Raw genomic sequence first — 23,406 nt, forward strand, 5'->3', positions numbered from 1 at the left:
GGGCGAGGCGCAGGCGCCGCCCCCTGGCCGCTTCCTCCCGGCGGCCCGCGGTCAGCCGTCCGGCCGCCACCATCTGCGTCACCCGCCGTCCGGCCCCCGCCGCATCGGGCCGTCACCGGTCACATCCAACGGGGACCGCCATTCCCCGGCCATGCGCCGGTGAACACGGAGTCGAGCGCGGGGCGCCGATCGCGGCGTCAGCGGTGTTCGGTTGTCGATGGCCTGGTTGTGCGCTGTGAGCGTGTGCTGGTCTGCTGTCATGAGGTGACCAGGTGGCTGCCGTTCAGCAACTGGGGCGAGGCGCGTTCGTCGAGGGCCTCGGCGGGGCGGCGTTCGTTGAACACGAGGTCGTAGAACGCCTTGGCCGTGGTCTTGTTCTTCTCCGGATCGTTCACGGGGTCACCGCAGGGTGGGGCGCGTTGAGCGCGTCGAGCAGGTGGTCGGCGCCGGCAGGGAGGGACAGGGCTCGTCCGGCCAGGTCGGCGGGGGTCTCGGGGTGGGTGGGGTTGACGCGGACGAGGCGGGCCTGGGGGAAGTGGCGGGTGAGACGTTCGCCGGGGTGGCGGATGACGCCGGGGGTGTTGAAACCGGCGCCGAACTCCAGGATCAGCAGTCGGGTGTCGGCGGGGGTCTCGTTCAGCCAGTCCTGCAGGCGCCGGGCCGCGGGGAGGTAGGGGGCGTCGATGAACTCGGGACCGGTGCGGACGTTGATCTCGACCTCGCCGCCGCAGCTCGGGCAGGTCGGCAGGGCGTCGGGATCAGTGACGACGCCGGTGTCCGGGTCGTACGCGGACAGGAGCCGGTCGATCAAGGGCTTGCTGTCCCAGGTGGTGGGAGTGCAGGGGGTCGTGCACTGGTAGCGGCCGTAGTCGCCCTGGGGGGTGAAGACCCGGTCCGCCGCGAAGCCGTTTCGGGCGAAGAGGGCGTCCACGTTGGAGGTCATCACCCAGTGGTCCTTGTCCCCGACGAGTGTGCGCAGCCGCTGGTAGAGCGGGTTGGGGGCGGGGCTGTAGCGGATGTCGTCGATGTGGACGGCCCAGTAGCCCCACAGCAGGGCGAGCGGCAGGGGCACGCCGACGAGGTAGCGGGACCGCAGCCCGAGGCGGTACAGGGCGGGGAAGAGTTCCTGGAAGCGGTCGGCGTCGGCGTAGTCGTAGCCCGCCGCAGCGCTGAGTCCGGCGCCGGCCGTGATCAGCACGCGGTCGGCCTCGGCAAGCCAGGAGCGGACCGTGTCGGCCTGGGCTTGAAGGGCGTGGGGCTGGTGGTTCATCGGATTGTGGACCCTTCGGTCAGGGCGTCGAGGTAGGCGGTGCGGTCGTCGGACGCGAACACGTTGAAGATCACGCGGTCCAGGTGTCCGGGGCGGGCGTCGAGCCAGTCGGCCACCGTGTCCAGGGCGATGCGGGCCGCGGGCTGCTTGGGGTAGCCGAAGACGCCGGTGCTGATGGAGCAGAACGCCACCGTGCGGATGTCCGCGACGTCGGCAGCGAGGTCGAGGCAGGCTCGGTAGGAGGCGGCCAGGAGGCGCTCGTGCGTCGTGTGCAGGGGGCCGTCGACGATGGGGCCGACGGTGTGCAGGACGTAGCGGGTCGGCAGGTGGTAGCCGCGGGTGATCTTCGCGGTGCCGGTCGGTTCCGGGTGGCCCTGCCGGGTCATGACCGTGTGGCAGTCGTCGCGCAGGCGGGGGCCCGCGGCGCTGTGGATGGCGTTGTCGATGCACGGGTGCCGGGGGACGAAGCAGCCGAGCATCGCGCTGTTGGCGGCGTTCACGATCGCGTCCGTGCCAAGGGTGGTGATGTCGCCCTGCCACAGCACCGTACGGTCCGCGGCCGGGTAGGCCGTGCCGGGGAACTCCTCGGCGATGCAAGGGAGGCGGCCCGGGTCCGTCACGATCTTGGCCGCGCGCTCACTGCTCAGGAGGGCGTCCAGCACCTGGGACACGTCCGCCGGAAGCGGGCCCGGTCGGCGAACGGTGAGTACCGCGCGCAGCAGGCGTCGGGCGGTCGCGTCATCGAGCCGGTCCACGTCGCCCGCTCCCAAGCCCGCCGCCGTCGTCGTTGTGGCCGGGTCGTTGCTCAGCAAGGACAGCGCAGCGCGGACCAGGTGGGCAGGCTGCGCGGGCACGGTGGGGCCGGTGGTGGTCCGGAACGGATCGTCCAGGGCGATCGCAGCGCGGTAGTCGGCGAGTTCGAGGGTGGGAGTGGGCACGCGGTTTCCCGGGTGGTGAGGAGGGACCGGTGCGGCCTCGGCCTGGAAGAGGGCGAGGGTGCACCGGGCCGGGAGGAATCGTCAGAACAGGCCGTTGGTGTGCGGAAGTTCGGCCGGGATCGGGGCAATGACGTCCCAGTGCTCGACGATCTTTCCGTCGGCGACGCGGAACAGGTCGTAGTAGGCCACCGGGACACCGAACTCGCCCTCGGACTGGGTCAGGACGAAGTCGCCCTCGGCGATGACCTTGTGGACCTTCGTGTAGACGAGGTTCTTGCCCTGCTCGGCCCACTGCGCGGCGGCGGCCCCGAACCCGTCCAGGCCGTCGGCGGCCTCCGGGTTGTGCTGGTCGTACGTCGCCGTGGAGATGTAGTCAGGGAGGACCGAGTAGTCGGCGCCGACCAGGACCTTCTGCGCGAACTCGGTGACCAGGGCGCGGTTGGCCTCGGTCCTGGCGGGTTCGGTCACCTCGGTGGGGCCGTCGGTCTGCGAGCGGCCCGAGGCGGTGTCCTTCACCAGCGGGGTGAGGGCGTCCCAGTGCTCGGCGAGCTTGCCGTCGGCGTCGACGCGGAAGATGTCGAAGCCGACCAGCGGGTCGGGGCCGAACCCGTGGTACGTGCCGTGCAGGGCGACCAGGTCACCGTCGGCGATGACCCGGGCACCCTCGTAACGGAAGTCGTCACCGAGAGAGGCAACCAGCGCGCGCAGAGCCTCGGGGCCGTCGGCGGCCAGGGCGCTGTGCTGCGTGTAGTCGGCGGCGACCCAGCGGTCGACCGCAGCCGGGTCCTTCTTGCCGAACAGTTCGCCGGCGGCGGCCAGGACGGTGTTCTTGGTGTCGCTCATGACAATTCTCCTTGCGAAACGGGGGGTGGGGTGAAAGAAGGTCGGGGAAACGCTGGGGCAAGGCACTGGTTGAGCGCCGCGGTCAGTGATGCGGCGGTCGACGCCGCACCGCCCAGCCGGCCTGCGCCGTGCGCGGTGTGCAGCAGGAGCGTGGGGTAGGTGGTCACGCGCAGGCGACGTAGCGCGCGGAAGTCGGCGCGGGCCTGCTCCCAGGGTGCCGGCGAGGCGTAGGCGGCCGTCACCAAGGACGCGTCCAAGCCCAGACCGTCAGCGATGTCGCGGTAGACCTCGGGATCGGCGAGGCTGCGGCCGTCGACGAACCATGCCATCTGTACGGCCTCGGCCGCGTCCAGGTGCGGTACGCCGACCTCGTCGGCCCGGCTGTACAACACCGCCAGGCCGGCGGCCGCTGCGGTGGAGTCCGCGACCGTCGTTCCGTCAGTCAGCGCCTGCGCGAATCCGGCTCCGAAGCCGACTCCGGTCAGCCGCGTGACCCGCTCGCACTCTTCGGCCGTCCGAGGGTAGGCCGACACCGGCCGGGCCCGGGCGCCGGTGTACAGCCCGGCCGGCCGGATGCGCAGCCGGATGCGCAGCCGGATGCGGTGGGCGTTGTCCTGGGTGAAGGACCGCAGCGCCGGGCCGAAGCCGTAGCACCAGGGGCAGTACGGGTCGAAGGCATACGTCAGCCGGACCCTCTCTGCTGCGGCCATCGCATGCCTCCTTCCATACAGCTCTTACGCTTTTCCGACACCCGGTGTGGCGCCGCTTGAAGCGATGCCTCCAAGCTACGAGGCAGACCCGATGGCACTCGGATACGCTGGCGACACATGATGGCCAAAAAGCGACACGATGACAGGGTGGAGATCCCCGAGATCGCCTTCACCGCGCCCGCCGGAACACCTGCGGGGGTCGAGGTCCTGTCCTTGGCTGATCTGCGCCACCGGGCCACCGCGGCCCAACTCGCAACACCGCGGCGGCCGGACTTCCACCACCTGCTCACCCTCACCGGCGGCACCCTGTGGCACACCGTGGACTTCGCCGGCTACGCCCTCGAACCGGGATCCTGGCTCTGGGTACGCCCCGGCCAGGTCCACCAGTGGGGCGACCTCACCGGCGCCGAGGGAACCCTGATCCTGTTCCGCCCGGACTTCCTCGACGCGGCCACGGCCGACGCCGCCCGCACGCAGGACCCGCACGCCCCGGTCCTGCGCCTCCCCCTGCCCGACGACGCCGCGGCCCTGCGCCTCGCCGCCGAGCACCTCGGCATCGAGTTCCACGCACTCGGACACCTGCCCCTGGACGTCCACACCGCAGCCCTGCGCCACCTGCTGGCCGTCCTCGTGCTGCGCCTGACCCACCTGACCGCGCCCGCCGGCTCGCCCGCCCCCGAACCCGACCCCACCTACCTGCGCTTCCGGGACGCCGTCGAACAGGACTTCGCCCGCACGCGCCGCGTGGAGGACTACGCCCAGAGCCTCGGCTACTCGCCCCGCACGCTCTCCCGCGCGACGCTCGCCGCCGCAGGACTCGGCGCCAAAGAGTTCATCGACCGCCGCGTGATCCTGGAGGCCAAGCGCCTCCTGGCCCACAGCGACCAGAGCGCCGCCCGCATCGCCGACCATCTCGGCTTCCCCAGCGCGACGCACTTCAGCAAGTTCTTCCACCGGGGCACCGGGCAGACTCCCATCGCCTTCCGTGACACGGTCCGCGGGCACTCCCCGCAGGGAACGGCACCGCCGCCATAGGTCGGCATGCCGGATGGTGGCACCATCACCACCCCGATCTCGCCCACCTACGCGAAGCAGATCCTGGAGCTCCAGGAGGCCGGAGCGACGGAGGAGGATCTGCATCCGGTCGTCGCGGAGGCCATCACCGAGTCGTTAGGCTCGCCTCCGACCGGGGGCATGAGAACGGTGAAGGTCACCGGGTTCGACGGAGTCCGACGGCGGAAGCGATCCGGACATGGCTCGCCCGGACGGTGAACAGACCCCGGCTCCCGCGGCTGACGGCCGGCCGTCAGCCGCGGGTGTCGATCCGCAGGCCGCCCGTGGTCACCCGGCGGATGTGGTCGCTCGCCAGCAGGTCGTGCGGCTGGCCGAGCTCGATCGCGCTCGCCGCGTCCAGGCGGGCCAGCTGGGCGGCCGTGAACTCGACCTCCAGGGCGCCCAGGTTCTCCTCCAGCTGGGCGGGAGTGCGGGCCCCGATCAGCGTGGTCGCCACGCCCGGTCTCTGCAGGGTCCAGGCCAGCGCGACCTGGGCCGGGGTGCGGCCCAGCTCGGCGGCGACCTCCCGGGCGACCTCGGCCACGGCCAGGTTGCGTTCGGTGAGCGTGCCCAGGGCGAGGTTGAGGCCCCTGCGGGTGCTGTCGCCGGTGCCGGCGCCCGTCGCGGTCACGTCGTTGCGGCCGTACTTGCCGCTGAGCACCCCGCCGCCCAGCGGTGAGTACGGGACCACGCCCAAGCCCAGTTCCCGGGCCATCGGGATCAGGTCGCGCTCCGCGGTGCGTTCGATCAGGCTGTACTCGAGCTGCAGCGCGACCAGCGGTGACCAGCCGCGTAGGTCGGCGATCGTCTGCATCCGGGACACCTGCCAGGCCGGGGTGTTGGAGATCGCGACGTACAGCACCTTGCCCTGCCGGACCAGGTCGTCCAGGCCGCGCAGGATCTCCTCGACCGGCGTCCGGAAGTCCCAGACGTGCAGGTACAGCAGGTCGATGTAGTCGGTGGCCAGCCGCTGCAGGCTACCCTCCACCGAGCCGAACAGAGCCTTGCGGTGACCGCCCCCGGAGTTGGGGTCGCCGGGGCGGCGCAGCGTCGAGTACTTGGTCGCCAGCACCAGGCGTTCGCGCTCCTCGCGGGCGAACTCGCCCAGCAGGCGCTCGGAGCTGCCGTCGGTGTAGGTGTCGGCGGTGTCGAGGAGGTTGCCGCCGAGCCCGACGTAGTGGTCGAACAGCTTGCGGGCCTCGGCCCGTTCGGCGCCCCAGCCCCACTCGGTGCCGAAGGTCGCCGTACCCAGGGCCAGCGGTGAGACCCGCAGTCCCGAGCGGCCCAGCAGCCGGTAGGCGTCGAGGGTCAGTGCCATCAGGTCCTCCTGTGCTCGTGGTCCGTTGCCGGGACCGAGTCTGTGACGGCGGCCGCCCGGGGGTAAGGGACGGCACTTCCTGGGAAGACCGTTCCCACCCTGGCGGTTGGACCGGTCATGACGACCCGAACCATGGACACCGCCCAGGAGTTGGCCGCCTTCCTGCGGAGCAGGCGCGAAGGCCTCGACCCCGACCGGCTGGGCCTGCCGACGCACCGGCGGCCCCGGCGGACGCCGGGGCTGCGCCGAGAGGAGGTCGCCGAACTGGCCGGGGTCAGCACCGACTACGTGGTCCGGCTGGAGCAGGGCCGCGGGCTGCGGCCCTCGGCAGAGGTGCTGGCGGCGCTGACCCGTGCCCTGTGCCTGGATCCAGGCGAACGCGACTACCTGTTCGACCTGGCCGGACGGCGCCGCCCCGGCACCACCGGTGGGCCGGCCGCCGGTGCGGCGCCGTCGCTGGCCCGCCTGGTCGGTGACCTGTCGCCGCTGCCGGCCATGCTGCTGGACCACCGCTACGACATCCTCGCCTGGAACCCTGAAATGGCTCGGCTGCTACCGGATTTCGAGGCCGTGCCGCCGTCACGGCGCAACGCGATGTGGCTGTGTCTGCTGCACCCGGCGATGCGCGGCTTCTACGCCGACCGGGAGCAGGTGCTGCGGGACGGGATCGCCCACCTGCGCGCGGCATGGGCCGCGCACCCGGAGGACCGGGAACTGTCCGGCCTCATCGCCGAATTCGCCACGCAGGACGAGGACTTCGCCCGCTTGTGGTCGAAGCGGGAGGTCAGCGTCAACGGACGCGGCCGGAAGTTGCTGCGGCATCCGGTCGCCGGTGCGATCACCGTCGACTTCGAAGTCCTGCTGCCGCTCCAGGACCCGGAACTGCGCCTGCTGGTCTACCGCGCCGTGGACGAGGAGAGCCGCGCGTCCCTGAACCGGCTGTACGCGCGGTGACCGGGCCAAGGTGCTTTGCGCGCTGCTGGTGACAACCACCGTGCCTCACCCACACCGAAGTCGCGGGCCGGCAGGCGCTCGATAGGTGTCATTCAGGCACCCTTCTTGTCACTGTCGTAGTGAAGTTCAGCCCATCCCGAACGCACCGCCGAGCTGCGCCGGGTGATTACCGGGCTGTGTAGCCGCCGTCGACGGGGAGTGCGACGCCGATGACGAAGCTGGCGCCGGGGCTGCACAGCCACAGGACGGCCTGGGCCATCTCCTCAGGTGTGCCGAGCCGGCCTATGGGCTGGTTGGCTTCGGCTTCGGCGCGCTCGAGTTCTCCCTTGGCGATCATGTCGCTGACCATGGGGGTGTCGATGGTGCCGGGGCAGATGGCGTTGATGCGGATGCCGCGCGGGGCGTATTCGAGGGCGGCGCTGGTGGTCAGGCCGATCACGCCGTGCTTGGTGGAGTGGTAGGAGGCGCGGCCGGGCAGGCCGACGAGGCCGCCGAGGGAGGAGCAGTTGACGATGGAGCCGCTGCCCTGCTCGCGCATGTGCCGCAGTTCGTGCTTCATGGACGCCCAGACGCCGCGCAGGTTGATGGCGTGGACGCGGTCGAACTGGTCTGCGCCTTCGTCGGCGGCGTCGGCGGGTGGGATCTGGATGCCGGCGTTGTTGTAGGCCATGTCGAGACGGCCGAACGTGGCCACCGTGCGGTCGACGGCGGCGGCGACCTGGTCCTCGTCGGTGACGTCGCAGACCAGGGCGAGGGCCTGGTGCCCGGCGTCGGTGAGGTCCTTGGCCGCCTCGTGCACCGCGGCCTCGTTGACGTCGGCAAGGGCAACGGCGGCGCCGGAGGTGGCGAAGGCGCGGGCGGCGGTCAGGCCCATGCCGGAGCCGGCGCCGGTGACGAAGGCGACCTGGCCGGTGAAGTCGTAGGTGGGGTTCACGGGGTCTTCTCCTGGTGGACGGGGTGTCAGATGGCCGGACGGGTTCAGGACCGCGTCGATGTCGCTTCGGTGGTCTGCCGTGGTGCCGGGATCTGAGCGTCGGGGCTGTTCTGGGTGACGATCCGGGTCGTCCCCCGCTGGGCGGCGGTGGCCAGGGCGATCAGCGGCAGCAGGGTCAGGCCCGTGAAGAGGGCGCCGATCAGCGCGGGGCCGGTCACGCCGAGAGAGGAGGCCAGGGCCTGGCCGGCGAGCGCGGAGCCGGCGGCGATGCCTGTGTTGTACGCGGATGTGGTCAGCGCCGAGGTCAGGGTGGGCGCGTCACCGGCGAAGCGGACCGCGAGGGCGGTGACGACCGGGTTGATCGTGAACCCGGTCAGGGCCATCAGGAAGATCAGGGTGACGGCAGCTGCCGGAGTGGTGGACAGCGGGATCAGCGCGAGCAGGGCCAGCGTGGTCGCTGCGGCGGCCGGGATCGTCGTGGCCATCGGCCGCCGGTCGCCGAACCGGCCGCCGATCGCGGTGCCGCCCAGCGCGCCGGCGCCGAAGGCGACCAGGACCAGCGGCACGGCCCCGGCCGGGATGCCGGCCCGGTCGGTCAGCAGCGGGGTGATGTACGTGTAGGTCGCGAGGACCCCGCCCATGATCAGGACGGCCGCGGCCAGCGCCAGCCACAGACGGCCCTGGCGCAGCGCCCGGATCTCGCCGCGGACGGACATCTGGGCGCGCCGCGGGGTGCGGGGCAGGAAGCGTCCGATGACGGCGGCGGCCAGGGCGGCGAGGGCGGCCAGGACCCAGAACAGTCCGCGCCAGCCGGTGACGTGTCCGGTCAGGGAGCCGGCGGGGACGCCGACGACGTTGGCCAGGGTCAGGCCGCCCATCATCACGCTCACGGCCCGGGTCGCGTTCGCCGGTCCGGCGGCGGCGGTGGCGATGACGAAGCCGACGGCCCAGAACGCCCCAGTGGCCAGCGCGGTGACGAAACGGGCGGCCAGGACGACGGTGAAGGAACTGGTGAGGGCCGCGAGGATGTGACCGGCGGCGAAGACCGTCAGGGCGATGACGAGGGTGAGGCGCTGGGGCAGGCGCAGGGTGGCCAGGGCCATGGTCGGCCCGCCGAGGATCATGCCGACGGCGAAGGCCGTGACGAGCAGTCCGGCGTGGGAGACGCTGGTGCCCAGGTCGGGGGCGATGTCCGGGAGGATCCCGGCGATGACGAACTCGGTGGTGCCCATCAGGAAGGTGCCGGCCGCGAGCATCCACACGACGAAGGGCAGCTTGCCCGGCGCCGGAGCGGCGGGGTGGGGCATGAAGAACTTCTTTCCAGGCTTGGAGAAGGGGTGGTCAGGTGGCGGGCCCGATGGTGATCCGCTCGGCCTTGGCCAGCTGCTCGACGGAGGCGTCGAAGCGGCCGAGGATCAGCAGGTCGGCCGAGGGGGCAGGGCCGTCCTGGTGGAAGATGGCCAGGTTGCCCCACGGCGCGTAGTAGGCCAGGTCGCCTGCCTTGGCCGCGGACGGCTGGGGGGCGCCGTCGGTGGTGAGCTCGCGCGGCGGATAGCCGATCCGCTCCGTGCCGTGGAAGTCCTCCAGCTTCAGCGTGAGCGGCAGCAGGCCGGCCAGGTCGCGGGCGGCGGGGCTGTCGTTCAGGGTGCCGTCGGCCGGCTGGCCGTCGATCGTCAGGCGAATGCGCATGGCGTTGTTCCTGTGGGAGGGTGCGGATGATGCGCGCGTCGTAGCCGACGGGTGCGGGGACGGCGCGGCGGGCGGCGGCTGATCGCTGCAGGCCGTCATGGGCCAGATCAGGACGGCGAGCAGGACAGTGCGAAGGAAGGCGCGAAGCACGGGCCTGTCTCTCCAGACTCCGCTGGGTCGGATGAGCTGCCGGGCCGCGCACGCGGCAGTGCCGGGTTGGGTGCCGGCAGGGCGTGGTGGCGCGGCGCCGGGTGTCAGCCGGTGGCTGGGGCGGCTGCGTACTCCTCGTCGGTGACGGGGGTCAGCCAGTGCACGACGGCGTGGTCGTCGTCGCCCTCGTTGATGGCCACATGCACCATCAGCCGGTTCGGGGCGGCGCCGTGCCAGTGTTCCTCGTCGGCCTCGAACAGGACGCGGTCGCCGGGGCGGATGACCTCCACCGGTCCGCCGCGGCGCTGGCACAGACCGACGCCCTCGGTGACGAAGACGGTCTGGCCGAGCGGGTGGCGGTGCCAGTGAGTGCGGGCGCCGGGCATGAAGTGCACCAGCGACGCGGTGACCCGGGACGGCTCGGGCGCGGCGGCGACGGCGTCGATGTAGACGTCGCCCGTGAACCAGTCGGCCGGGCCCTTGACGGTGTCGATCGAGCTACGGGTGATCTGCACGAAAGCTCCTTGTACGGGTGGCGGAGTAAGGGCGGCAGGTCAGGGCTTGAGGAGGGTCTTGACGGCGCGGTGGTCAGCTTTGCGGAGCCAGTGGAAGACGTTGTGTCGTTCCCGGGTCCGGACGGGACGTAGTTCCGGGTCGGGGGCGATGTGTGGCGGGCAGGGCGCGAAGGCGGGCTCGCCTTCGGTGACGCGGGTCCAGATGCAGGCGCTGACGGCCAGGCGCCTGCGGTCTTCGCTGATGGAGGTGGTGGCCTCCTGGGTGGAGGTGACCGGCTGCGGCACCCGGTACGAGGACCTGACGGCCGACGGCCAGGTCCGCGTCGACTACGCGCCGCCGCTCGGGAGCCCTGGCGCGAGGACGACGACGATCCCGACCACAACCCGATCTGCTCGTGCCCGCGCGTCCCCAAGCAGTTCTGCATGGAGTGCGCCGGCTACGCCGCCTGCGGGCAGTGCACCGGCCCGCACATTGGCCGCCGCTCGCGAACTGATCACCGAGAGCGGTCCCTCAGTTTCCCCAACACCCTGTGAGGCAGCTGGGGGGACTGGGGGACTGCCCAGTTGCCCGGCCTGCTGTGAGCGGAGGGGCTCAGCGCAGCCGTCGCGCACGCAGCACCAGGTCGTCGGCATGGTGCGCGCCGGCGCCGCCGTCGGGTGCCACGCGTGGTCGCTGCTCGTTCACCTCCACCTTCCAGTCGTCGGTGAGCAGGGCGGCGACCATCGAGGGCCAGACGTAGTCAGCCGGGTCGAAGCCGCTGTCGTGCGCCTGCTGGGTGTCCATCCCCGCGTGGTGTACGAGCAGCAGTACGCCGCCGGGCGCGACGGCCGCGAGCAGCGCTCGCTCGGCTGCGGCGTCGGGGGTGCGCAGCAGGGCTGGATACTGCGCGGAGACCAGGTCGAAGGAGGCCGGCGGGAGCGCCGCTTCCGTCAGCGTGGCGTGTACCCAGCGAACGGCGACGCCCGCGTCCCGCGCATGCCCGGCCGCCCGCTCCAGCGCCACGCCCGAGACCTCGAGCGCGGTCACGTCCCAGCCGCCGCGCGCGAGCCAGACGGCGTCCGCGCCCTCGCCGCAGCCGACGTCGAGCACCCGCCCGGGCGTGAGCCCGGCGACCTCGGCCACGAGCGCACCGTTGGGCCGGCCGCTCCACAGCTGTTGTCGGTCGGCGTATCGGTTGTCCCACTCCGCCCGCACCGCGGGGTCTCCGACGTATCCGTCGCCAGGCAAGGAAGTGTCAGACGCGGGCGATCCCGCTGTGATGTTGTCGGTCACGGGCTCAACGTCACCCATCGGGGCCCGGTCACGCCACTCCTGTTGCCGCTCCGGCAAAACGGCGTCCAAGGGGCGGGGAACAGCCGGGCGTAGTCGCACTGGCCGGCTCGCCCTGCGCGTCGCCGACCTCGAAGCCTCGACCGCCTTCTATTCCAAGCTGTTCGGCGCCGAGCCGGCCAAGCGCCGCGAGGGCTACGCCAACTCCGCGAGCACCGAGCCCCCGCTCAAGCTCGTCCCCATCGAGGCGCGAAGTCGGCGAGGACACCCGCCTCGACCACCTCGCCGTCGAGGTCGAGACCACCGAGCAGGTCACCGCCGCCACCACCCGCCTCGGAGACGCCGGCCTGGCCGCCTTCGAGGAGAACGACACCTCCTGCTGCTACGCGTGCAGGACAAGACATGGGTGACCGGTCCGGCAAGGAGCCCTGGGACGGTGGGTGTACGTGGTCAAGGCCGACGCCGACACGCTGGAGAAGGCCGGCACCGCTCCGGGCGCCTGCTGCGGCACGACCGCCTGCCACACCCCCGGCGAGCAGGCCGTGGACCCGGCCCAGACCCCGCCCGAGGCCAAGGCCGCCGCGGGATGCGCCTGCGGCAGCCGACCAAGGCGTCCGCAACCCCCTGCAGACACCAGGGCCGCACTCTGCACGTGCACAGGTGCGAGGGGCCCGAACTGGGCACAGGGAGTCCTCCCGCTCGCGGAAGCACGCGGCCACCATGTCCCCACTCCACCTGCACCTCCGCCTCCGCACACCGACCGCAAGGTTCCTCGCCACCGACCCCACCTGAACCAGCCTCCAACACACGGGTTGAAGACTCACACGCTCCAAGGGCGTCGTCGGCGTCTGGTCGGTCAGGTCCAGGTGCCCAGTTCGCGGGCGCGGAAGGCGGTCGGTGTCCGGCCGACGCGCTGCCGGAAGAACTTCGTGAAGACCGTGGCACTCGGAAACCCGAGTCGCTCGCCGATGGCGGCGGCGGACAGATCGGTGTGGACCAGGAGGCGTTTCGCCTCCAGCAGAACGCGGTCGTCGATGAAGCGCTTGGCGCCGGACCCGGTGGCGGCGATTGTGGCCCTGGTGAGAGTGCGGACGCTGTAGCGAAGCTCCCTGGCGTAGTCCTCCACGCGGTGGCTGCGGGCGTAGTCGCGTTCCACCGCATCCCGGAAGCGGTGGAACACGTCATTGCCGACCTGGCCGCCGCCTTGGGAGCCCTGCAGATGAGCAAGGTGCAGGAGGAGGGTGGCGAGCAGATGTCCGAGCACCTGGATGTGCACGTCCAGGGGGAGGCCGGCGAACTCGCGGTACTCGCTCTCCAACAGTTCGAGGACTCGCTGCAGCCGGTCACGCGCGGCGGACTCCGGAACGAGCAGGGCCTGCGGCGGGGGTCGGTCCGCGTCGGCGGCCTGGGCGGTGGCTGCGCCGAGGAAGCCGGGCTGGAAGAGGATGACGACGCCCTCGGCGGCCGTGAGGTCGGAACGGTACTGGTGGATCTGCCGGGGGCGGGCCCACAGCCAGTGGCCTTCGTTCAACTGGTGTTCGGTGAAGTCCAGCGAATAGCGCAATGACCCGGTCCGCACGGTGAGCACCTCGTGGAAAGCCGCCCTCGACGGGGAGTACGGGTCGACGCTGTGACTCGCGGCACGCGCGGCCAGCCCGGGGAAGTCGAGCACCTCGATCCCCGGTGGAGCTCCCGCGGACGACTGGTACGGGATGTCCGTGACATCAGGTTGACCGTTTTTGCTCATAGCGTGTCCCCAGCCTACTGCGCTGTCTCTGCGATGTGTACCTAGCGTAGTGATCGCACGGAAGTGTGGGTGACCGAAAAGAGTCCGTGACCTGCCGTCTTCCCTGCCGTGCGCCAGAGAAAGGGGTACGACATGCGGTTGATCGTGGGTATGACAGGTGCGACGGGCGCGGTGTTCGGCATCCGTCTGCTGCAGTGTCTGAGCCGGCTACCGCAGATGGAGACGCACCTGGTGCTCAGCCGCTGGGCGCGAGCCACCATCGAGCTGGAGACCGGACTCTCCGTCCGCGAGGTCGGCGAGCTGGCGGACGAGGTGCATGCACCCGGGGACCAGGGCGCCACCATCTCGTCGGGCTCCTTCAGGACCGACGGCATGATCATCGCGCCGTGCTCCATGAAGACCCTGGCGGGAATCAGGGCCGGCTTCGCGGACGGGCTGATCGGCAGGGCCGCCGACGTCGTCCTGAAGGAACGGCGCAAGCTCGTCCTGGTGCCGCGGGAGACGCCGCTGAGCGAGATCCATCTGGAGAACATGCTGGCGCTGACGCGCATGGGGGCGGCGATGGTGCCGCCCATGCCCGCCTTCTACAACCATCCGCGATCCGTCGACGACATCGTGGACCACGTCACCGCCCGCGTCCTCGACCAGTTCGACCTGCCCGCGCCCGCCGCCGAGCGATGGGCGGGCATGCGCGTCGCACGCGGGCTCGAACCCGCCGTCTGACCGGCCGCGGCACCACGTACCAAGGAGTTCAGCTTCCTCATGGCTTACGACGACCTTCGCAGCTTTCTGCATGCCCTCGACAAAGAGGGCCAACTCCTGCGCGTAACCGACGAGGTGATGCCCGAGCCGGACATCGCCGCCGCGGCGAACGCGGCATCGCGTATGGGAGACGCGGCCCCCGCGCTGTACTTCGACAACGTCCGGGGTTTCATCGACGCCCGCATCGCGATGAACGTGCACGGTTCGTGGGCCAACCACGCCCTGGCGCTCGGTCTCCCCAAGGAGACGGGGACCAAGGAGCAGGTGGCCGAGTTCATCCGCCGTTGGGAGAACTTCCCCGTGCAGCCCGAGTGGCGCGCGGAACCCCTCTGGGCGGCGAACGCCGTTGAGGGCGGTGACGTCGACGTCTTTCAGGTGCTCCCACTGTTCCGCCTCAACGACGGCGACGGCGGCTTCTACATCGACAAGGCCGCCGTCGTCTCCAGGGACCCGGAGGACCCGGACAACAGTGGTAAACAGAACGTCGGCATCTACCGTATCGAGGTCAAGGGCAAGCGCCGGCTCGCCCTGCAGCCGGCGCCGGTGCACGACATCGCCCTCCATCTGCGCAAGGCCGAGGAACGGGGCGAGGACTTGCCCGTCGCCATCGCGCTCGGCAACGATCCCGTCATCTCCATCGTCGCCGCGACTCCTATGGCGTACGACGAGAACGAGTACGAGTTGGCCGGGGCGCTGCGCGGTGCGCCGGCGCCGATCGCGAAGGCTCCATTGACCGGGCTGCCGGTGCCGTGGGGCAGCGAAGTCGTCATCGAGGGTGTCGTCGAGGGACGTACAAGGGAGATCGAGGGTCCGTTCGGCGAGTTCACAGGTCACTACTCCGGCGGACGCTCCATGCCTGTGATCCGCGTCGACCGGATCTCCTACCGCACCGACCCTGTCTTCGAGCATCTGTATCTCGGGATGCCGTGGACCGAGATCGACTACTTGATGGCCGCCAACACCTGTGTGCCGATCCACCAAGAGCTGAAGAGAGACTTCCCGGAGGTGCAGGCGGTCAACGCCACGTACACGCACGGGCTCGTCGTCATCGTCTCCACGAAGACGCGGTACGGCGGCTTCGCCAAGGCGGTCGGCACGCGGGTGCTGAGCACGTCGCACGGCCTGGGGTACGCGGCCACCGTCATCGTCGTCGACGAGGACGTCGACCCCTTCAACCTGACGCAGGTGATGTGGGCCCTGTCCACCAAGATGAACCCGGCCCACGACCTCGTCCGGCTCCCCGCCATGTCGGTGGTGCCGCTGGCCCCACAGGCCGACACGCCGGGCATCGTCGACAAGTTGATCATTGACGCCACCACCCCCGTCGAACCCGAGCGGCGAGGCGACCGCAGTTCCCGGGTGCGTGACCTGCCCGAGGCCGGTGAATGGCTCACCAGGCTGCAACGGCTGGCTGCCGCCCGCTGATCCCACCCGACCCCGGACTTCGGAAGGACCTGTGCCGTGGACACCTGCCTGACTTGCCCCCGTTGCGTCTACGAAAGTGTTGAGACGCTGTTCACCTCACCCGTCCCGGGCGTGTGGGACGTGCTCCAGTGCCAGCGGTGCCTGTACATGTGGCGTACCAGCGAACCGGCGCGTCGCACCCGGCGCGGCCATTACCCCGAGGAGTTCAGGATGAGCCCCGAGGACATCGAGAACGCCGTCGAGGTCCCCGCCGTCCCTCCGCTTCTGCCGCGCGACTGACTGATCTCTCAGAAACGAGGCAATGGCTCGTTGAAACGAGCAGGGGTCCGATCGATGCGCCGAGTCCAACGAAGGCGACGTGCAATCGCCGAGCCGTCACAACCGCGCTCTTGGACGACCTGCGCCGCAACGAGGACTGCGGCGAATCCACCGCCGACGGCGAAGGCCACGACCCAGGGCCCGGCAGCCGCGCCGACCGCACCGCCCGCGCCGAATCCCCCGACAGCGAAGACGCCTGACCGCCCCTGCCTCTTCACCCGGCCCCGCCCCTGTACGCCAGGGGCGGGGCCGCCGTGTCCGGAACGGGGCTCGCCGTCGCGTCCTGACGCAAGGCGAGACAGCCGCCGTCGAACTCACCGTCCCGGATGCCGGCGACGTCCCGGCCGCATCCGTTCACCGCTCCCGGCGCACCCGGTCGCGGTGACGACCCGGATCGCCACAGCGGCAGGCACGGGTTGGAACGGGTGGAGGTATTCGCGTGCGCGGTGAGAAAGGGCCGATGATCCGTCGAAGACCGGCCGAGGAGGCCCGCTTCCGCAGCGTTCACAGGCAGTCTTCCACGGTCCATGGCGTTCCGGCAGGTCACGCCACGGAGCACCGGTCCGCAACCGCCACAGCACCCCGTTGATCATCTGCCGGCACACGCCGACAGGCTTGGCCGCGGCCGTGCCGGCGCGGGCGGTTGCGGCGACGAGGCCCGGCACGGCGGGCTGCCACGGGTCGAGCAGGTCCGTGAGTTCGCCGCGGAGGCGGTCGGTGGCCATCGTGTACTGGGCGAGGTCGTTGGTGCCGACGGAGACGAAGTCGACCTCGTCGAGGATCGCCGCCGTCTGGAGCGCGGCGGCCGGCACCTCGATCAGTCCGGCACGACCGCGTCGCGCACCGGCCGATCTCGTGGCCGCGACACCGCCTTCGACCACCACGGCCCCGAAACCCGCACCGGCAGCTGACGCCCAGTCGGCCGTGATGACGAGATGCTGGCCGTGGTCGGTGCGGACGAGAACGCGGACCGTCTCGCCCCGGCTGTCGCGGCGGGCGAGGCAGGCGGCCAGGACGGCCCGGCCCAGCTCGGCGGGAAGCGCGCCGGTCGTCGCTCGGCCGAAGTCCTGCCGCGGCAGTCGTGCCCGCGCCCCGGAGGACATCAGGGTCGAAGGCCGCCGGCCGCTCCTCAGCCGCTGTGGGCGGACCTGGGCGCGCCGGCAGCCACCTCGGCCATCGCCTCACTCATGGTGGCGGTGATCACCCCGTACAGGGCGGTCCACGACTCCTCGGTCTCCGGTGTCCAGGCCTCGCCCGCAAAGTGCCTGAGGGTGGCGAGCAGGCTGGCGCCGACGGCCGGGAAGTGCTCGGGCAACGCGCCGTAACCGACGTGCCGGGCTCCGAGGTTTCGCAGGATGCGTACGACCGTCTCGGTGTCCTCCAGGTTGGCCACCAGGCCGCCCAGGACGTTCCAGAGTCGGTCCTCCTGCTCCTGCATGTGTCGCGCGAACAGGGCCCTGACACCCGGGTTGTTGTCGAAGAGGTGTTCGTAGAAATACTTGGTGACCTTGGTGACCTTGGTGCCGTGGGGTTCGACGACTGCGAAGCTGCTGGTGATCAGAGCGGGGTGGAAAGTCATGCCGCGACCCTAGGCAGGCACTGTTACCGCTGCGTGCCCGACCGATGGTTCGTGCTGGTCGGATTCCTCAACCCGCAACCAAGATCACAGAGAGGTGGCTGTGTCATGCGCTCACATGCCTGTAACACGGCTGAGGCAACGACAGCCGCCTCCGCCGGGGCTTCGTCCAGGCACTCGTCCGGCGTACCGTCCCGGCGTGGCGGGTGCTCCTTGCGATCGCCTCCCCCGGCTGCCGGGCAGCGGCCTTCCGACGGCCACGACCAGGCGGGGGATACCGGGAAAGCAGAAACGGATCCTCCCAGCTCATCCACCTCAGCCTCGCCGAGACACGACGGCTGATCACCCGTGTCACCGACCGCCGGCCTTGATGCGGAGGCCGGCGCGGAATGGGCCGCCCACGCCCGTCGAGCACATCCTGCACCGGTCGGCCCGGCGCCGACGACGCCAACACCAAGCCCGCACCAGCCACTGCAAACGACGCGGACACAGCCCCAGACCTGGCCACCAGTCACGGCAAGCACCGTTGCAGTGCTGGCGAAGCTCTGGAAGAAGTCCGGCGACATCGCCCTGGTCAAGAAGAACAGCAACCTGTGAGGCATCCAGTACGCGTGACCTGACGGGCGGACCGGCCGGCGCACCGTCGGACCGGCGGAGGGTGCCGGTGCGCCGCTCGACGTGCCCCTCTGTGGCTCAGTCCTCCTGGTTGGCCGCCCGCACGATCGTCCCCTGCGCCACGGCGACCAGGTGCTCCTCACCCTGCTCCGAGACGACGTAGACCGAGCACTGACACACGGCCTGCCGCCGGGTCGTGGCGGTCGCCTCGGCGCGGGCGACGACGAGATCGCCCACGGCCGGCCGAATGTAGTTGATCTTGTACTCGGCGGTGAGCGCGTCGCCGCCGAGCGCGAGTCCTCCGGCGAAGGTCAGCGCGTTGTCGGCCAGGTAGCTGAGGACTCCGCCGTGCACGAAGCCGTGCTGCTGCTGGATCTCGGGCCGGTTGACGACGCGGATCTCGGCCGAGTCCCGTCCTACGGAGGTGAGTTCGGCGCCCAGGAACATGCTGAACGGCTGGGCCTGGAAAATGCTGTGCGCGAAACGGGTGAGGTCCGTGGTCAAGAGTGCCGTCCTGTCGTTCGGGGAGAGGCGGGGCGGTCGCGTCCGGGTCGGTGAGCCGCTCGTCGAGGATCTGCCGCGACCTCGCGGCGGTACGGGGCCGGTGGCATCGGCCTACGGTAGCGGTGGTGATCTGCCCGCGGCCGAGGGCCCCCGTGAGCGCACGGCGTCGCCCGTAGGTCCTCGCGTTCCCGCCGCTCCGTTCCGGTGACCCGGCGCCGGGCGGCCGTCGGCCGCGTGCGCCACCCTTACGGGTTTCTTGACGAACCACAGGACTGGAAGGCCGACCGAGGGCAATGCGCCAAGGGTGACCCGCATTGCAATCGTCGTCCTGACCCTGACACTCGGCCTCCTCGCGGCCGTCGCCGCGGTGCTGGCATCGCCATGGTGGTGCTTCGGCGCCGTGCCCCTCCTCGCGCTGGGCCTGCTGGGCGCTTGGGACCTGCTCCAGCGCCGGCACTCGGTGCTGCGCAACTATCCCGTGCTGGGCCACGCCCGCTACCTCCTGGAGCGGATCCGCCCCGAGCTCCAGCAGTACTTCATCGAGCGGAACTTCGACGGCCGCCCCTTCGACCGGGACGTCCGCACCATCGTCTACGAGCGGGCCAAGGGTACGGACGCCGAACAGCCGTACGGCACCGAACGCGATGTCTACCTGGCCGGATACGAGTACCTGGTGCCCTCCATGGCCCCGCGCCAGGCGCCGAGCACGCCGCCGCGGGTCCGGATCGGCGGCCCCGACTGCCGCCACCCCTACGACATGGCGCTGCTGAACGTGTCGGCGATGAGCTTCGGCTCGCTGTCGGCCAACGCGATCCTCGCCCTCAACGGCGGCGCAGCGGCCGGCGGCTTCGCCCACGACACCGGCGAAGGCGGTCTGTCGGAGTACCACCTGCGACCGGGCGGGGACCTGGTCTGGGAGATCGGCACCGGCTACTTCGGCTGCCGCACCCGGGACGGCGACTTCGATCCCGCCGAGTTCGCCGACAAGGCCGCGCACGACAACGTCAAGTGCGTCTCCCTGAAGCTGTCGCAGGGCGCCAAGCCCGGCATCGGCGGCGTCCTGCCGGGGAGCAAGGTCAACGCGGAGATAGCGAAGGTACGCGACGTGCCCCAGGGGCAGACGGTGATCTCACCGCCGTACCACAAGCTGTTCTCCACCCCGCGCGAACTCGTCCGCGCCGTCGCCCGGCTCCGGGAGCTGTCCGGGGGCAAGCCGACCGGGTTCAAGCTGTGTGTGGGCTCGCGGCAGCAGTTCCTCGCCGTGTGCAAGGCCATGCTGGAGGAGGGCGCCGCGCCTGACTTCATCATCGTGGACGGCGGAGAGGGCGGCACCGGGGCCGCGCCCATGGAGTTCGCCGACCACGTGGGCGCCCCGCTGACCGAGGGCCTGCTCACCGTGCACAACGCCCTGGTTGGCGCGGGACTGCGCGACCGCGTCCGGATCGGGGCGAGCGGCAAGATCGCCACCGGCACCGACCTGGTCAAGCGCCTCGTCCAAGGCGCCGACTACGGCAACGCCGCGCGAGCGATGATGTTCGCCGTCGGCTGCATCCAGGCCCAGCGGTGCCACACCAACGCCTGCCCCAGCGGCGTGGCCACCCAGGACCCCCGGCGCGCCCGCGCCCTCGACGTGCGGGACAAGGCCCCGCGCGTGCGGCGCTTCCAGGAGGCGACCGTGGCCAGCGCTCTGGAGATCATGGCGTCCATGGGCGTCACCGACCCCGCCGACCTGCGCCCGCACATGCTCCGCCGGCGCATCGACCCCCGCACCGAACGCTCGTACGAGGAGCTGTACGAGTGGCTGGAGCCCGGGCAGTTGCTCGCCGAGCCGCCGGAGGCCTGGGCGGCCGACTGGAAGACCGCCGACCCCGACCGTTTCACCGTCTGACGTGGAGGACCGAAGTGGCCCGTACTGTCGCCCGTGTCATCGTGGACGCCCTGAGCGAACTCGGCGTGCGCCAGGTGTTCGGCGTCGTGGGAGACGCCCTGAACCCCTTGACGGACGCCTTGCGCACCACGGACGGCGTGGAGTGGGTGGGATGCCGGCACGAGGAGGCAGCGGCGTTCGCCGCGAGCGCCCAGTCGCAGCTCAGCGGCACCCTGGGCGTGTGCATGGGCACGGTCGGACCGGGCTCCGTGCACCTGCTCAACGGGCTGTACGACGCGGCCAAGAGCCACGCGCCGGTGCTGGCCATCGCCGGTCAGGTGCCGCTCGCTGAACTGGGCAGCGACTACTTCCAGGAGGTCGACAACGACGCCCTCTTCAGCGACGTGGCCGTTTTCCGCGCGACCGTCACCTCGCCCGACCAGCTGCCGCAGCTGCTGGAGCTGGCCGTGCGCAACGCGTTCGGCCGCAAGGGCGTGGCCGTCCTGACGGTGCCGGGCGACCTCGGCGAACGCGAGCTGAGCACGGACCGCCCGGCCCGCTTCTCGCTGAACTCGCCGGTGACCCGGCCGGAGGAGTCCGCCGTGCGCCAGGCGGCCGAGCTCCTCGACCGCGCCGAGCGGGTCACGCTGCTCGTCGGGCGGGGCGCCCGCCACGCCCGCGAGGACGTCCTCGCCCTGGCCGACCGGCTGGCCGCGCCGATGGTCCTCACCCTCAAGGCCAAGGAGGGCTTCGAGGGCGACGCCAACCCCTTCCAGGTCGGCCAGACCGGACTGATCGGCAACCCGGCCGCCGCCTCGGCCCTCGAGGAGGCGGACACCCTGCTGCTCCTGGGCACCGACTTCCCCTACCGGGACTGGTATCCCGAGGGGAAGACCGTCGTGCAGGTGGACACGGAGGCGACCCACATCGGGCGGCGGGTACCGGTCGAGGCCGGCCTCGTCGGCGACACGGGCGCGACCGTCCGCGATCTGCTCACCCACCTCGCCGCCCCCGCGGCCGGGACGGACGGCGCGCGGGACCGCTCGCACCTGGAGAAGGCGCGGAAGCGATTCCAGGAGTGGCGCACCGGTCAGGCGCGGCTCGCCGACCCGTCGCACGACAAGCGTCTGATCGGTCGGCTGCGGGCCACGTTCGACAACCGTTCCGATGACATCCGCCCCGAGGCGCTGGCGGCCGTGGTGGACCGGCTCGCCGCGGACGACGCGGTCTTCACCTCCGACACCGGCATGGCGACGGTGTGGCTGTCACGGTTCGTCGAGATGCGCGGCGAGCGGCGGCTGATCGGCTCCTACAACCTCGGTTCGATGGCCAACGCGATGCCGCATGCGCTGGGCGCCCAGTGCCTGGACCGGGAGCGGCAGGTCGTGGCCTTCTGTGGGGATGGGGGGCTGAGCATGCTGCTGGGCGACCTGATGACGCTGAAGACGCACCGGCTCCCCGTCAAGCTCGTCGTCTTCGACAACCGCCGCCTGGGCATGGTCAAACTGGAGCAGGAGCAGGCCGGGCTGCCGGAGTTCGGCACGGTGCTGGACAACCCGGACTTCGCCGCCGTCGCCGAGGCCATGGGCATCCCCGGCATCCGCGTCACCGAACCGGCCGAACTGGAGAAGGCCGTGCGCCGCGCCTTCGACACGCCGGGGCCGGTGCTGCTCGACGTGCTCACCAACCCGGACGAGGTCGCGGTCCCGGCCAAGCCGACCGTCGAGCAGGGCTGGGGGTTCGCGGTGGCCAAGGTCAAGGAGATCGTCCGCAGCCACGGGGACGACGGCACCGCCTGACGCGTGGGGCGGGTGCGTGCGGCGGCCCCGCCGGCCGGTTCGGCGGCCGGGCGGGGCCGGATGTCCGGTCATGGCGGCCCGGTTCAGGACGGGGAGCGTCGTGGGGCGGCGCGGAGGCCGTCCGGGTCGGGGTCGACCCGGGGGATGCCGGCGCTCCGGACGACCCGGGGTCCCACCGCGGCGGCCCGGCGGACCAGGGCGGCCGCGTCCCAGTCGGCCGGCCGGCCGTGCCACAGCCACAGGCGGCCATCCACGACGACGGCAGTGATCTGGCCGCGGCCAGCCAGCCGGACCAGCTCCTACGACAGGTGGTAGGACAGGACGAGTTCGGGGACCGCGAGGTCCACCACGAGGAAGGCGGCGGCCTTGCCGACGGCGATCTCGCCGGGGACGTGTCCCAGGCCGAGCGCGTCGGCGCCGAGCGCGGTGGCGTGGCTGAGCCAGAGCTGTCCGGCGCCGCAGGAGGAGTCCCCGGACGGCAGTCCGTACGCCAGCCGCTGGGCGCTCTCGGCGGCGTCGAGGAGGCGGAAGCCGTCCCCGCGGGTCCCGTCGGTGCCGATGCCGAAGCGGACGCCCATGGCGGCGAACATCAGGGCGTGCGCGGGGCACAGCCGCTGCGAAGCCGCCCTGAGCGAGGTGAAGGCACACAGCACCTGCTGGGCCGCCGTGCTGGACGCGCCCCTCTACGACGAGCCCCGCGCGCAGACGACCCTGGAACGCCGGCACCAGGTCCACAACCTGCTCCAGAAGGGCGTGGGCCTGCTCGAATGCGCCCCCGGCTTCCGCCGGCCCTGAACACGTCAAACGCTACGCGCGGGCGGACCGGTCCGAGCGGATGCTCCGCGTCCCCGAATACCGCGCCAGCCTCGTCGACCCCTACCGCGAGCACCTGCGCAATCGCCGTGCCGAAGATCCCGCCGTGCCCGTCCAGCACCTCTTCGAAGAGATCAAGGCCCTCGGGTTCACCGGCTGCCTGAACCTCCTGTACAAGTACCTCAACCAGGGCCGCGAGGACGCCGACCGCAGCTACACCAGCCCGCGTCGGCTCGCCCGAATGATCCTCACCAGGCCAGGCCCGACGACCTCAAGCCCGCACATCACGATCTTCTCGCACGGCTCACCGACGCCTGCCCCGAGATGACCCGACTG

General features: G+C 71.3%; 25 protein-coding genes and 4 pseudogenes. 11 read left to right on the forward strand and 18 right to left on the reverse strand.

Going from position 1 to position 23,406, the window contains the following annotated elements; genetic code table 11:
- Nucleotides 1-257: 257 nt before the first annotated feature.
- The 5 genes from AB0947_RS33270 to AB0947_RS33290 all read right to left on the reverse strand — a co-directional run bounded on the left by AB0947_RS33270 (nucleotide 258) and on the right by AB0947_RS33290 (nucleotide 3,761).
- A complete protein-coding gene (locus AB0947_RS33270) occupies nucleotides 258-395 on the reverse strand; it encodes a hypothetical protein (RefSeq protein WP_366754097.1) in 138 nt (45 codons plus the stop codon).
- Nucleotides 392-1,270 (reverse strand): NAD-dependent protein deacetylase of SIR2 family, encoded by an 879-nt coding sequence (locus AB0947_RS33275; protein ID WP_366754098.1) that lies wholly within the window; start codon nucleotides 1,268-1,270, stop codon nucleotides 392-394. Before AB0947_RS33275 ends, AB0947_RS33270 begins: the two co-directional genes overlap by 4 nt.
- Nucleotides 1,267-2,208, reverse strand: coding sequence for a protein-ADP-ribose hydrolase (locus AB0947_RS33280; protein ID WP_366754099.1), 942 nt, complete (start codon nucleotides 2,206-2,208; stop codon nucleotides 1,267-1,269). Before AB0947_RS33280 ends, AB0947_RS33275 begins: the two co-directional genes overlap by 4 nt.
- An 81-nt stretch (nucleotides 2,209-2,289) precedes the next feature.
- Nucleotides 2,290-3,051 (reverse strand): nuclear transport factor 2 family protein, encoded by a 762-nt coding sequence (locus AB0947_RS33285; RefSeq protein WP_366754100.1) that lies wholly within the window; start codon nucleotides 3,049-3,051, stop codon nucleotides 2,290-2,292.
- Nucleotides 3,048-3,761, reverse strand: a complete 714-nt coding sequence (locus tag AB0947_RS33290; RefSeq protein ID WP_366754101.1) for a DsbA family protein — start codon at nucleotides 3,759-3,761, stop codon at nucleotides 3,048-3,050. Before AB0947_RS33290 ends, AB0947_RS33285 begins: the two co-directional genes overlap by 4 nt.
- Nucleotides 3,762-3,878: 117 nt before the next feature.
- Between AB0947_RS33290 and AB0947_RS33295 the strand changes: the two genes are divergently transcribed.
- Entirely contained in the window at nucleotides 3,879-4,796 is a 918-nt protein-coding gene (locus AB0947_RS33295; RefSeq protein WP_366754102.1) for an AraC family transcriptional regulator, read from the forward strand.
- Between the two features lie 24 nt (nucleotides 4,797-4,820).
- Nucleotides 4,821-4,931 (forward strand): annotated as a pseudogene (locus AB0947_RS33300) (terminal protein); the annotation flags it as partial.
- A gap of 136 nt (nucleotides 4,932-5,067) precedes the next feature.
- Here AB0947_RS33300 and AB0947_RS33305 read toward each other — a convergent pair.
- Entirely contained in the window at nucleotides 5,068-6,132 is a 1,065-nt protein-coding gene (locus AB0947_RS33305) for an aldo/keto reductase (RefSeq protein ID WP_366754103.1), read from the reverse strand.
- Between the two features lie 117 nt (nucleotides 6,133-6,249).
- On the opposite strand from AB0947_RS33305, the gene AB0947_RS33310 reads away from it, so the two are divergent.
- A complete protein-coding gene (locus AB0947_RS33310) occupies nucleotides 6,250-7,086 on the forward strand; it encodes a helix-turn-helix transcriptional regulator (RefSeq protein ID WP_366754104.1) in 837 nt (278 codons plus the stop codon).
- Between the two features lie 166 nt (nucleotides 7,087-7,252).
- Here the strand turns inward: AB0947_RS33310 and AB0947_RS33315 are convergent, their stop codons facing one another.
- The 6 genes from AB0947_RS33315 to AB0947_RS33340 form a co-directional block, all read right to left on the reverse strand.
- Nucleotides 7,253-8,020, reverse strand: a complete 768-nt coding sequence (locus AB0947_RS33315; RefSeq protein WP_366754105.1) for a glucose 1-dehydrogenase — start codon at nucleotides 8,018-8,020, stop codon at nucleotides 7,253-7,255.
- Between the two features lie 44 nt (nucleotides 8,021-8,064).
- The gene (locus AB0947_RS33320; protein WP_366754106.1) at nucleotides 8,065-9,327 is read right to left on the reverse strand and encodes an MFS transporter; all 1,263 of its coding nucleotides are present in this window, start codon (nucleotides 9,325-9,327) and stop codon (nucleotides 8,065-8,067) included.
- 34 nt (nucleotides 9,328-9,361) lie between these two features.
- Complete coding sequence (locus AB0947_RS33325; protein WP_366754107.1) at nucleotides 9,362-9,709, reverse strand: cyclophilin-like fold protein; 348 nt, start codon at nucleotides 9,707-9,709, stop codon at nucleotides 9,362-9,364.
- A 254-nt stretch (nucleotides 9,710-9,963) separates the two neighbouring features.
- Nucleotides 9,964-10,374 (reverse strand): cupin domain-containing protein, encoded by a 411-nt coding sequence (locus tag AB0947_RS33330; RefSeq protein WP_366754108.1) that lies wholly within the window; start codon nucleotides 10,372-10,374, stop codon nucleotides 9,964-9,966.
- 39 nt (nucleotides 10,375-10,413) lie between these two features.
- Complete coding sequence (locus AB0947_RS33335; protein ID WP_366754109.1) at nucleotides 10,414-10,659, reverse strand: hypothetical protein; 246 nt, start codon at nucleotides 10,657-10,659, stop codon at nucleotides 10,414-10,416.
- 307 nt (nucleotides 10,660-10,966) lie between these two features.
- The gene (locus AB0947_RS33340) at nucleotides 10,967-11,647 is read right to left on the reverse strand and encodes a class I SAM-dependent methyltransferase (protein ID WP_366754110.1); all 681 of its coding nucleotides are present in this window, start codon (nucleotides 11,645-11,647) and stop codon (nucleotides 10,967-10,969) included.
- A 112-nt stretch (nucleotides 11,648-11,759) separates the two neighbouring features.
- On the opposite strand from AB0947_RS33340, the pseudogene AB0947_RS33345 reads away from it, so the two are divergent.
- Nucleotides 11,760-12,126 (forward strand): annotated as a pseudogene (locus tag AB0947_RS33345) (ArsI/CadI family heavy metal resistance metalloenzyme); the annotation flags it as partial.
- 374 nt (nucleotides 12,127-12,500) lie between these two features.
- Here the strand turns inward: AB0947_RS33345 and AB0947_RS33350 are convergent.
- Nucleotides 12,501-13,391, reverse strand: coding sequence for an AraC family transcriptional regulator (locus tag AB0947_RS33350; protein WP_366754111.1), 891 nt, complete (start codon nucleotides 13,389-13,391; stop codon nucleotides 12,501-12,503).
- A gap of 132 nt (nucleotides 13,392-13,523) precedes the next feature.
- On the opposite strand from AB0947_RS33350, the gene AB0947_RS33355 reads away from it, so the two are divergent.
- From AB0947_RS33355 to AB0947_RS33370, 4 genes are all read left to right on the forward strand, one after another.
- Entirely contained in the window at nucleotides 13,524-14,114 is a 591-nt protein-coding gene (locus tag AB0947_RS33355) for a non-oxidative hydroxyarylic acid decarboxylases subunit B (RefSeq protein ID WP_366754112.1), read from the forward strand.
- Between the two features lie 39 nt (nucleotides 14,115-14,153).
- A complete protein-coding gene (locus AB0947_RS33360; protein WP_366754113.1) occupies nucleotides 14,154-15,578 on the forward strand; it encodes a non-oxidative hydroxyarylic acid decarboxylases subunit C in 1,425 nt (474 codons plus the stop codon).
- 36 nt (nucleotides 15,579-15,614) lie between these two features.
- Complete coding sequence (locus AB0947_RS33365) at nucleotides 15,615-15,857, forward strand: non-oxidative hydroxyarylic acid decarboxylases subunit D (RefSeq protein WP_366754114.1); 243 nt, start codon at nucleotides 15,615-15,617, stop codon at nucleotides 15,855-15,857.
- 110 nt (nucleotides 15,858-15,967) lie between these two features.
- Nucleotides 15,968-16,096: a hypothetical protein gene (locus tag AB0947_RS33370; protein ID WP_366754115.1), complete on the forward strand. Its 129-nt coding sequence runs from the start codon at nucleotides 15,968-15,970 to the stop codon at nucleotides 16,094-16,096.
- A 312-nt stretch (nucleotides 16,097-16,408) separates the two neighbouring features.
- Here the strand turns inward: AB0947_RS33370 and AB0947_RS33375 are convergent.
- From AB0947_RS33375 to AB0947_RS33385, 3 genes and pseudogenes are all read right to left on the reverse strand, one after another.
- A pseudogene (locus tag AB0947_RS33375) lies at nucleotides 16,409-16,999 on the reverse strand (putative PEP-binding protein); the annotation flags it as partial.
- 26 nt (nucleotides 17,000-17,025) lie between these two features.
- The gene (locus tag AB0947_RS33380; RefSeq protein ID WP_366754116.1) at nucleotides 17,026-17,475 is read right to left on the reverse strand and encodes a globin domain-containing protein; all 450 of its coding nucleotides are present in this window, start codon (nucleotides 17,473-17,475) and stop codon (nucleotides 17,026-17,028) included.
- 690 nt (nucleotides 17,476-18,165) lie between these two features.
- Nucleotides 18,166-18,591, reverse strand: coding sequence for a PaaI family thioesterase (locus AB0947_RS33385; RefSeq protein ID WP_366754117.1), 426 nt, complete (start codon nucleotides 18,589-18,591; stop codon nucleotides 18,166-18,168).
- Between the two features lie 304 nt (nucleotides 18,592-18,895).
- Between AB0947_RS33385 and AB0947_RS33390 the strand changes: the two genes are divergently transcribed.
- Both AB0947_RS33390 and AB0947_RS33395 read left to right on the forward strand, forming a co-directional pair.
- Nucleotides 18,896-20,479 (forward strand): FMN-binding glutamate synthase family protein, encoded by a 1,584-nt coding sequence (locus AB0947_RS33390; RefSeq protein WP_366754118.1) that lies wholly within the window; start codon nucleotides 18,896-18,898, stop codon nucleotides 20,477-20,479.
- Nucleotides 20,480-20,493: 14 nt separating this feature from the next.
- Entirely contained in the window at nucleotides 20,494-22,257 is a 1,764-nt protein-coding gene (locus AB0947_RS33395) for a thiamine pyrophosphate-dependent enzyme (protein WP_366754119.1), read from the forward strand.
- Between the two features lie 83 nt (nucleotides 22,258-22,340).
- Here AB0947_RS33395 and AB0947_RS33400 read toward each other — a convergent pair whose 3' ends face one another.
- Entirely contained in the window at nucleotides 22,341-22,511 is a 171-nt protein-coding gene (locus AB0947_RS33400; RefSeq protein WP_366754120.1) for a hypothetical protein, read from the reverse strand.
- A gap of 45 nt (nucleotides 22,512-22,556) precedes the next feature.
- Nucleotides 22,557-22,847 (reverse strand): amidohydrolase family protein, encoded by a 291-nt coding sequence (locus AB0947_RS33405; RefSeq protein ID WP_366754121.1) that lies wholly within the window; start codon nucleotides 22,845-22,847, stop codon nucleotides 22,557-22,559.
- 16 nt (nucleotides 22,848-22,863) lie between these two features.
- Here AB0947_RS33405 and AB0947_RS33410 point away from each other — a divergent pair.
- Nucleotides 22,864-23,406: pseudogene (locus tag AB0947_RS33410) on the forward strand (ISL3 family transposase); the annotation flags it as partial.

The organism is Streptomyces sp. NPDC047841, from assembly GCF_040704085.1.
GTDB classification, from domain to species: domain Bacteria; phylum Actinomycetota; class Actinomycetes; order Streptomycetales; family Streptomycetaceae; genus Streptomyces; species Streptomyces argyrophylli.

Excerpts from the sequence above, each read along its gene's own strand:
- AB0947_RS33405 (WP_366754121.1), bottom strand. The coding sequence starts at position 22,847 with ATGTTCGCCGCCATGGGCGTCCGCTTCGGCATCGGCACCGACGGGACC.
- AB0947_RS33295 (WP_366754102.1), top strand. The coding sequence starts at position 3,879 with ATGATGGCCAAAAAGCGACACGATGACAGGGTGGAGATCCCCGAGATC.
- AB0947_RS33285 (WP_366754100.1), bottom strand. The coding sequence starts at position 3,051 with ATGAGCGACACCAAGAACACCGTCCTGGCCGCCGCCGGCGAACTGTTC.
- AB0947_RS33320 (WP_366754106.1), bottom strand. The coding sequence starts at position 9,327 with ATGCCCCACCCCGCCGCTCCGGCGCCGGGCAAGCTGCCCTTCGTCGTG.
- AB0947_RS33305 (WP_366754103.1), bottom strand. The coding sequence starts at position 6,132 with ATGGCACTGACCCTCGACGCCTACCGGCTGCTGGGCCGCTCGGGACTG.
- AB0947_RS33290 (WP_366754101.1), bottom strand. The coding sequence starts at position 3,761 with ATGGCCGCAGCAGAGAGGGTCCGGCTGACGTATGCCTTCGACCCGTAC.
- AB0947_RS33310 (WP_366754104.1), top strand. The coding sequence starts at position 6,250 with ATGACGACCCGAACCATGGACACCGCCCAGGAGTTGGCCGCCTTCCTG.
- AB0947_RS33380 (WP_366754116.1), bottom strand. The coding sequence starts at position 17,475 with ATGACTTTCCACCCCGCTCTGATCACCAGCAGCTTCGCAGTCGTCGAA.
- AB0947_RS33360 (WP_366754113.1), top strand. The coding sequence starts at position 14,154 with ATGGCTTACGACGACCTTCGCAGCTTTCTGCATGCCCTCGACAAAGAG.
- AB0947_RS33350 (WP_366754111.1), bottom strand. The coding sequence starts at position 13,391 with ATGAGCAAAAACGGTCAACCTGATGTCACGGACATCCCGTACCAGTCG.
- AB0947_RS33325 (WP_366754107.1), bottom strand. The coding sequence starts at position 9,709 with ATGCGCATTCGCCTGACGATCGACGGCCAGCCGGCCGACGGCACCCTG.
- AB0947_RS33355 (WP_366754112.1), top strand. The coding sequence starts at position 13,524 with ATGCGGTTGATCGTGGGTATGACAGGTGCGACGGGCGCGGTGTTCGGC.
- AB0947_RS33275 (WP_366754098.1), bottom strand. The coding sequence starts at position 1,270 with ATGAACCACCAGCCCCACGCCCTTCAAGCCCAGGCCGACACGGTCCGC.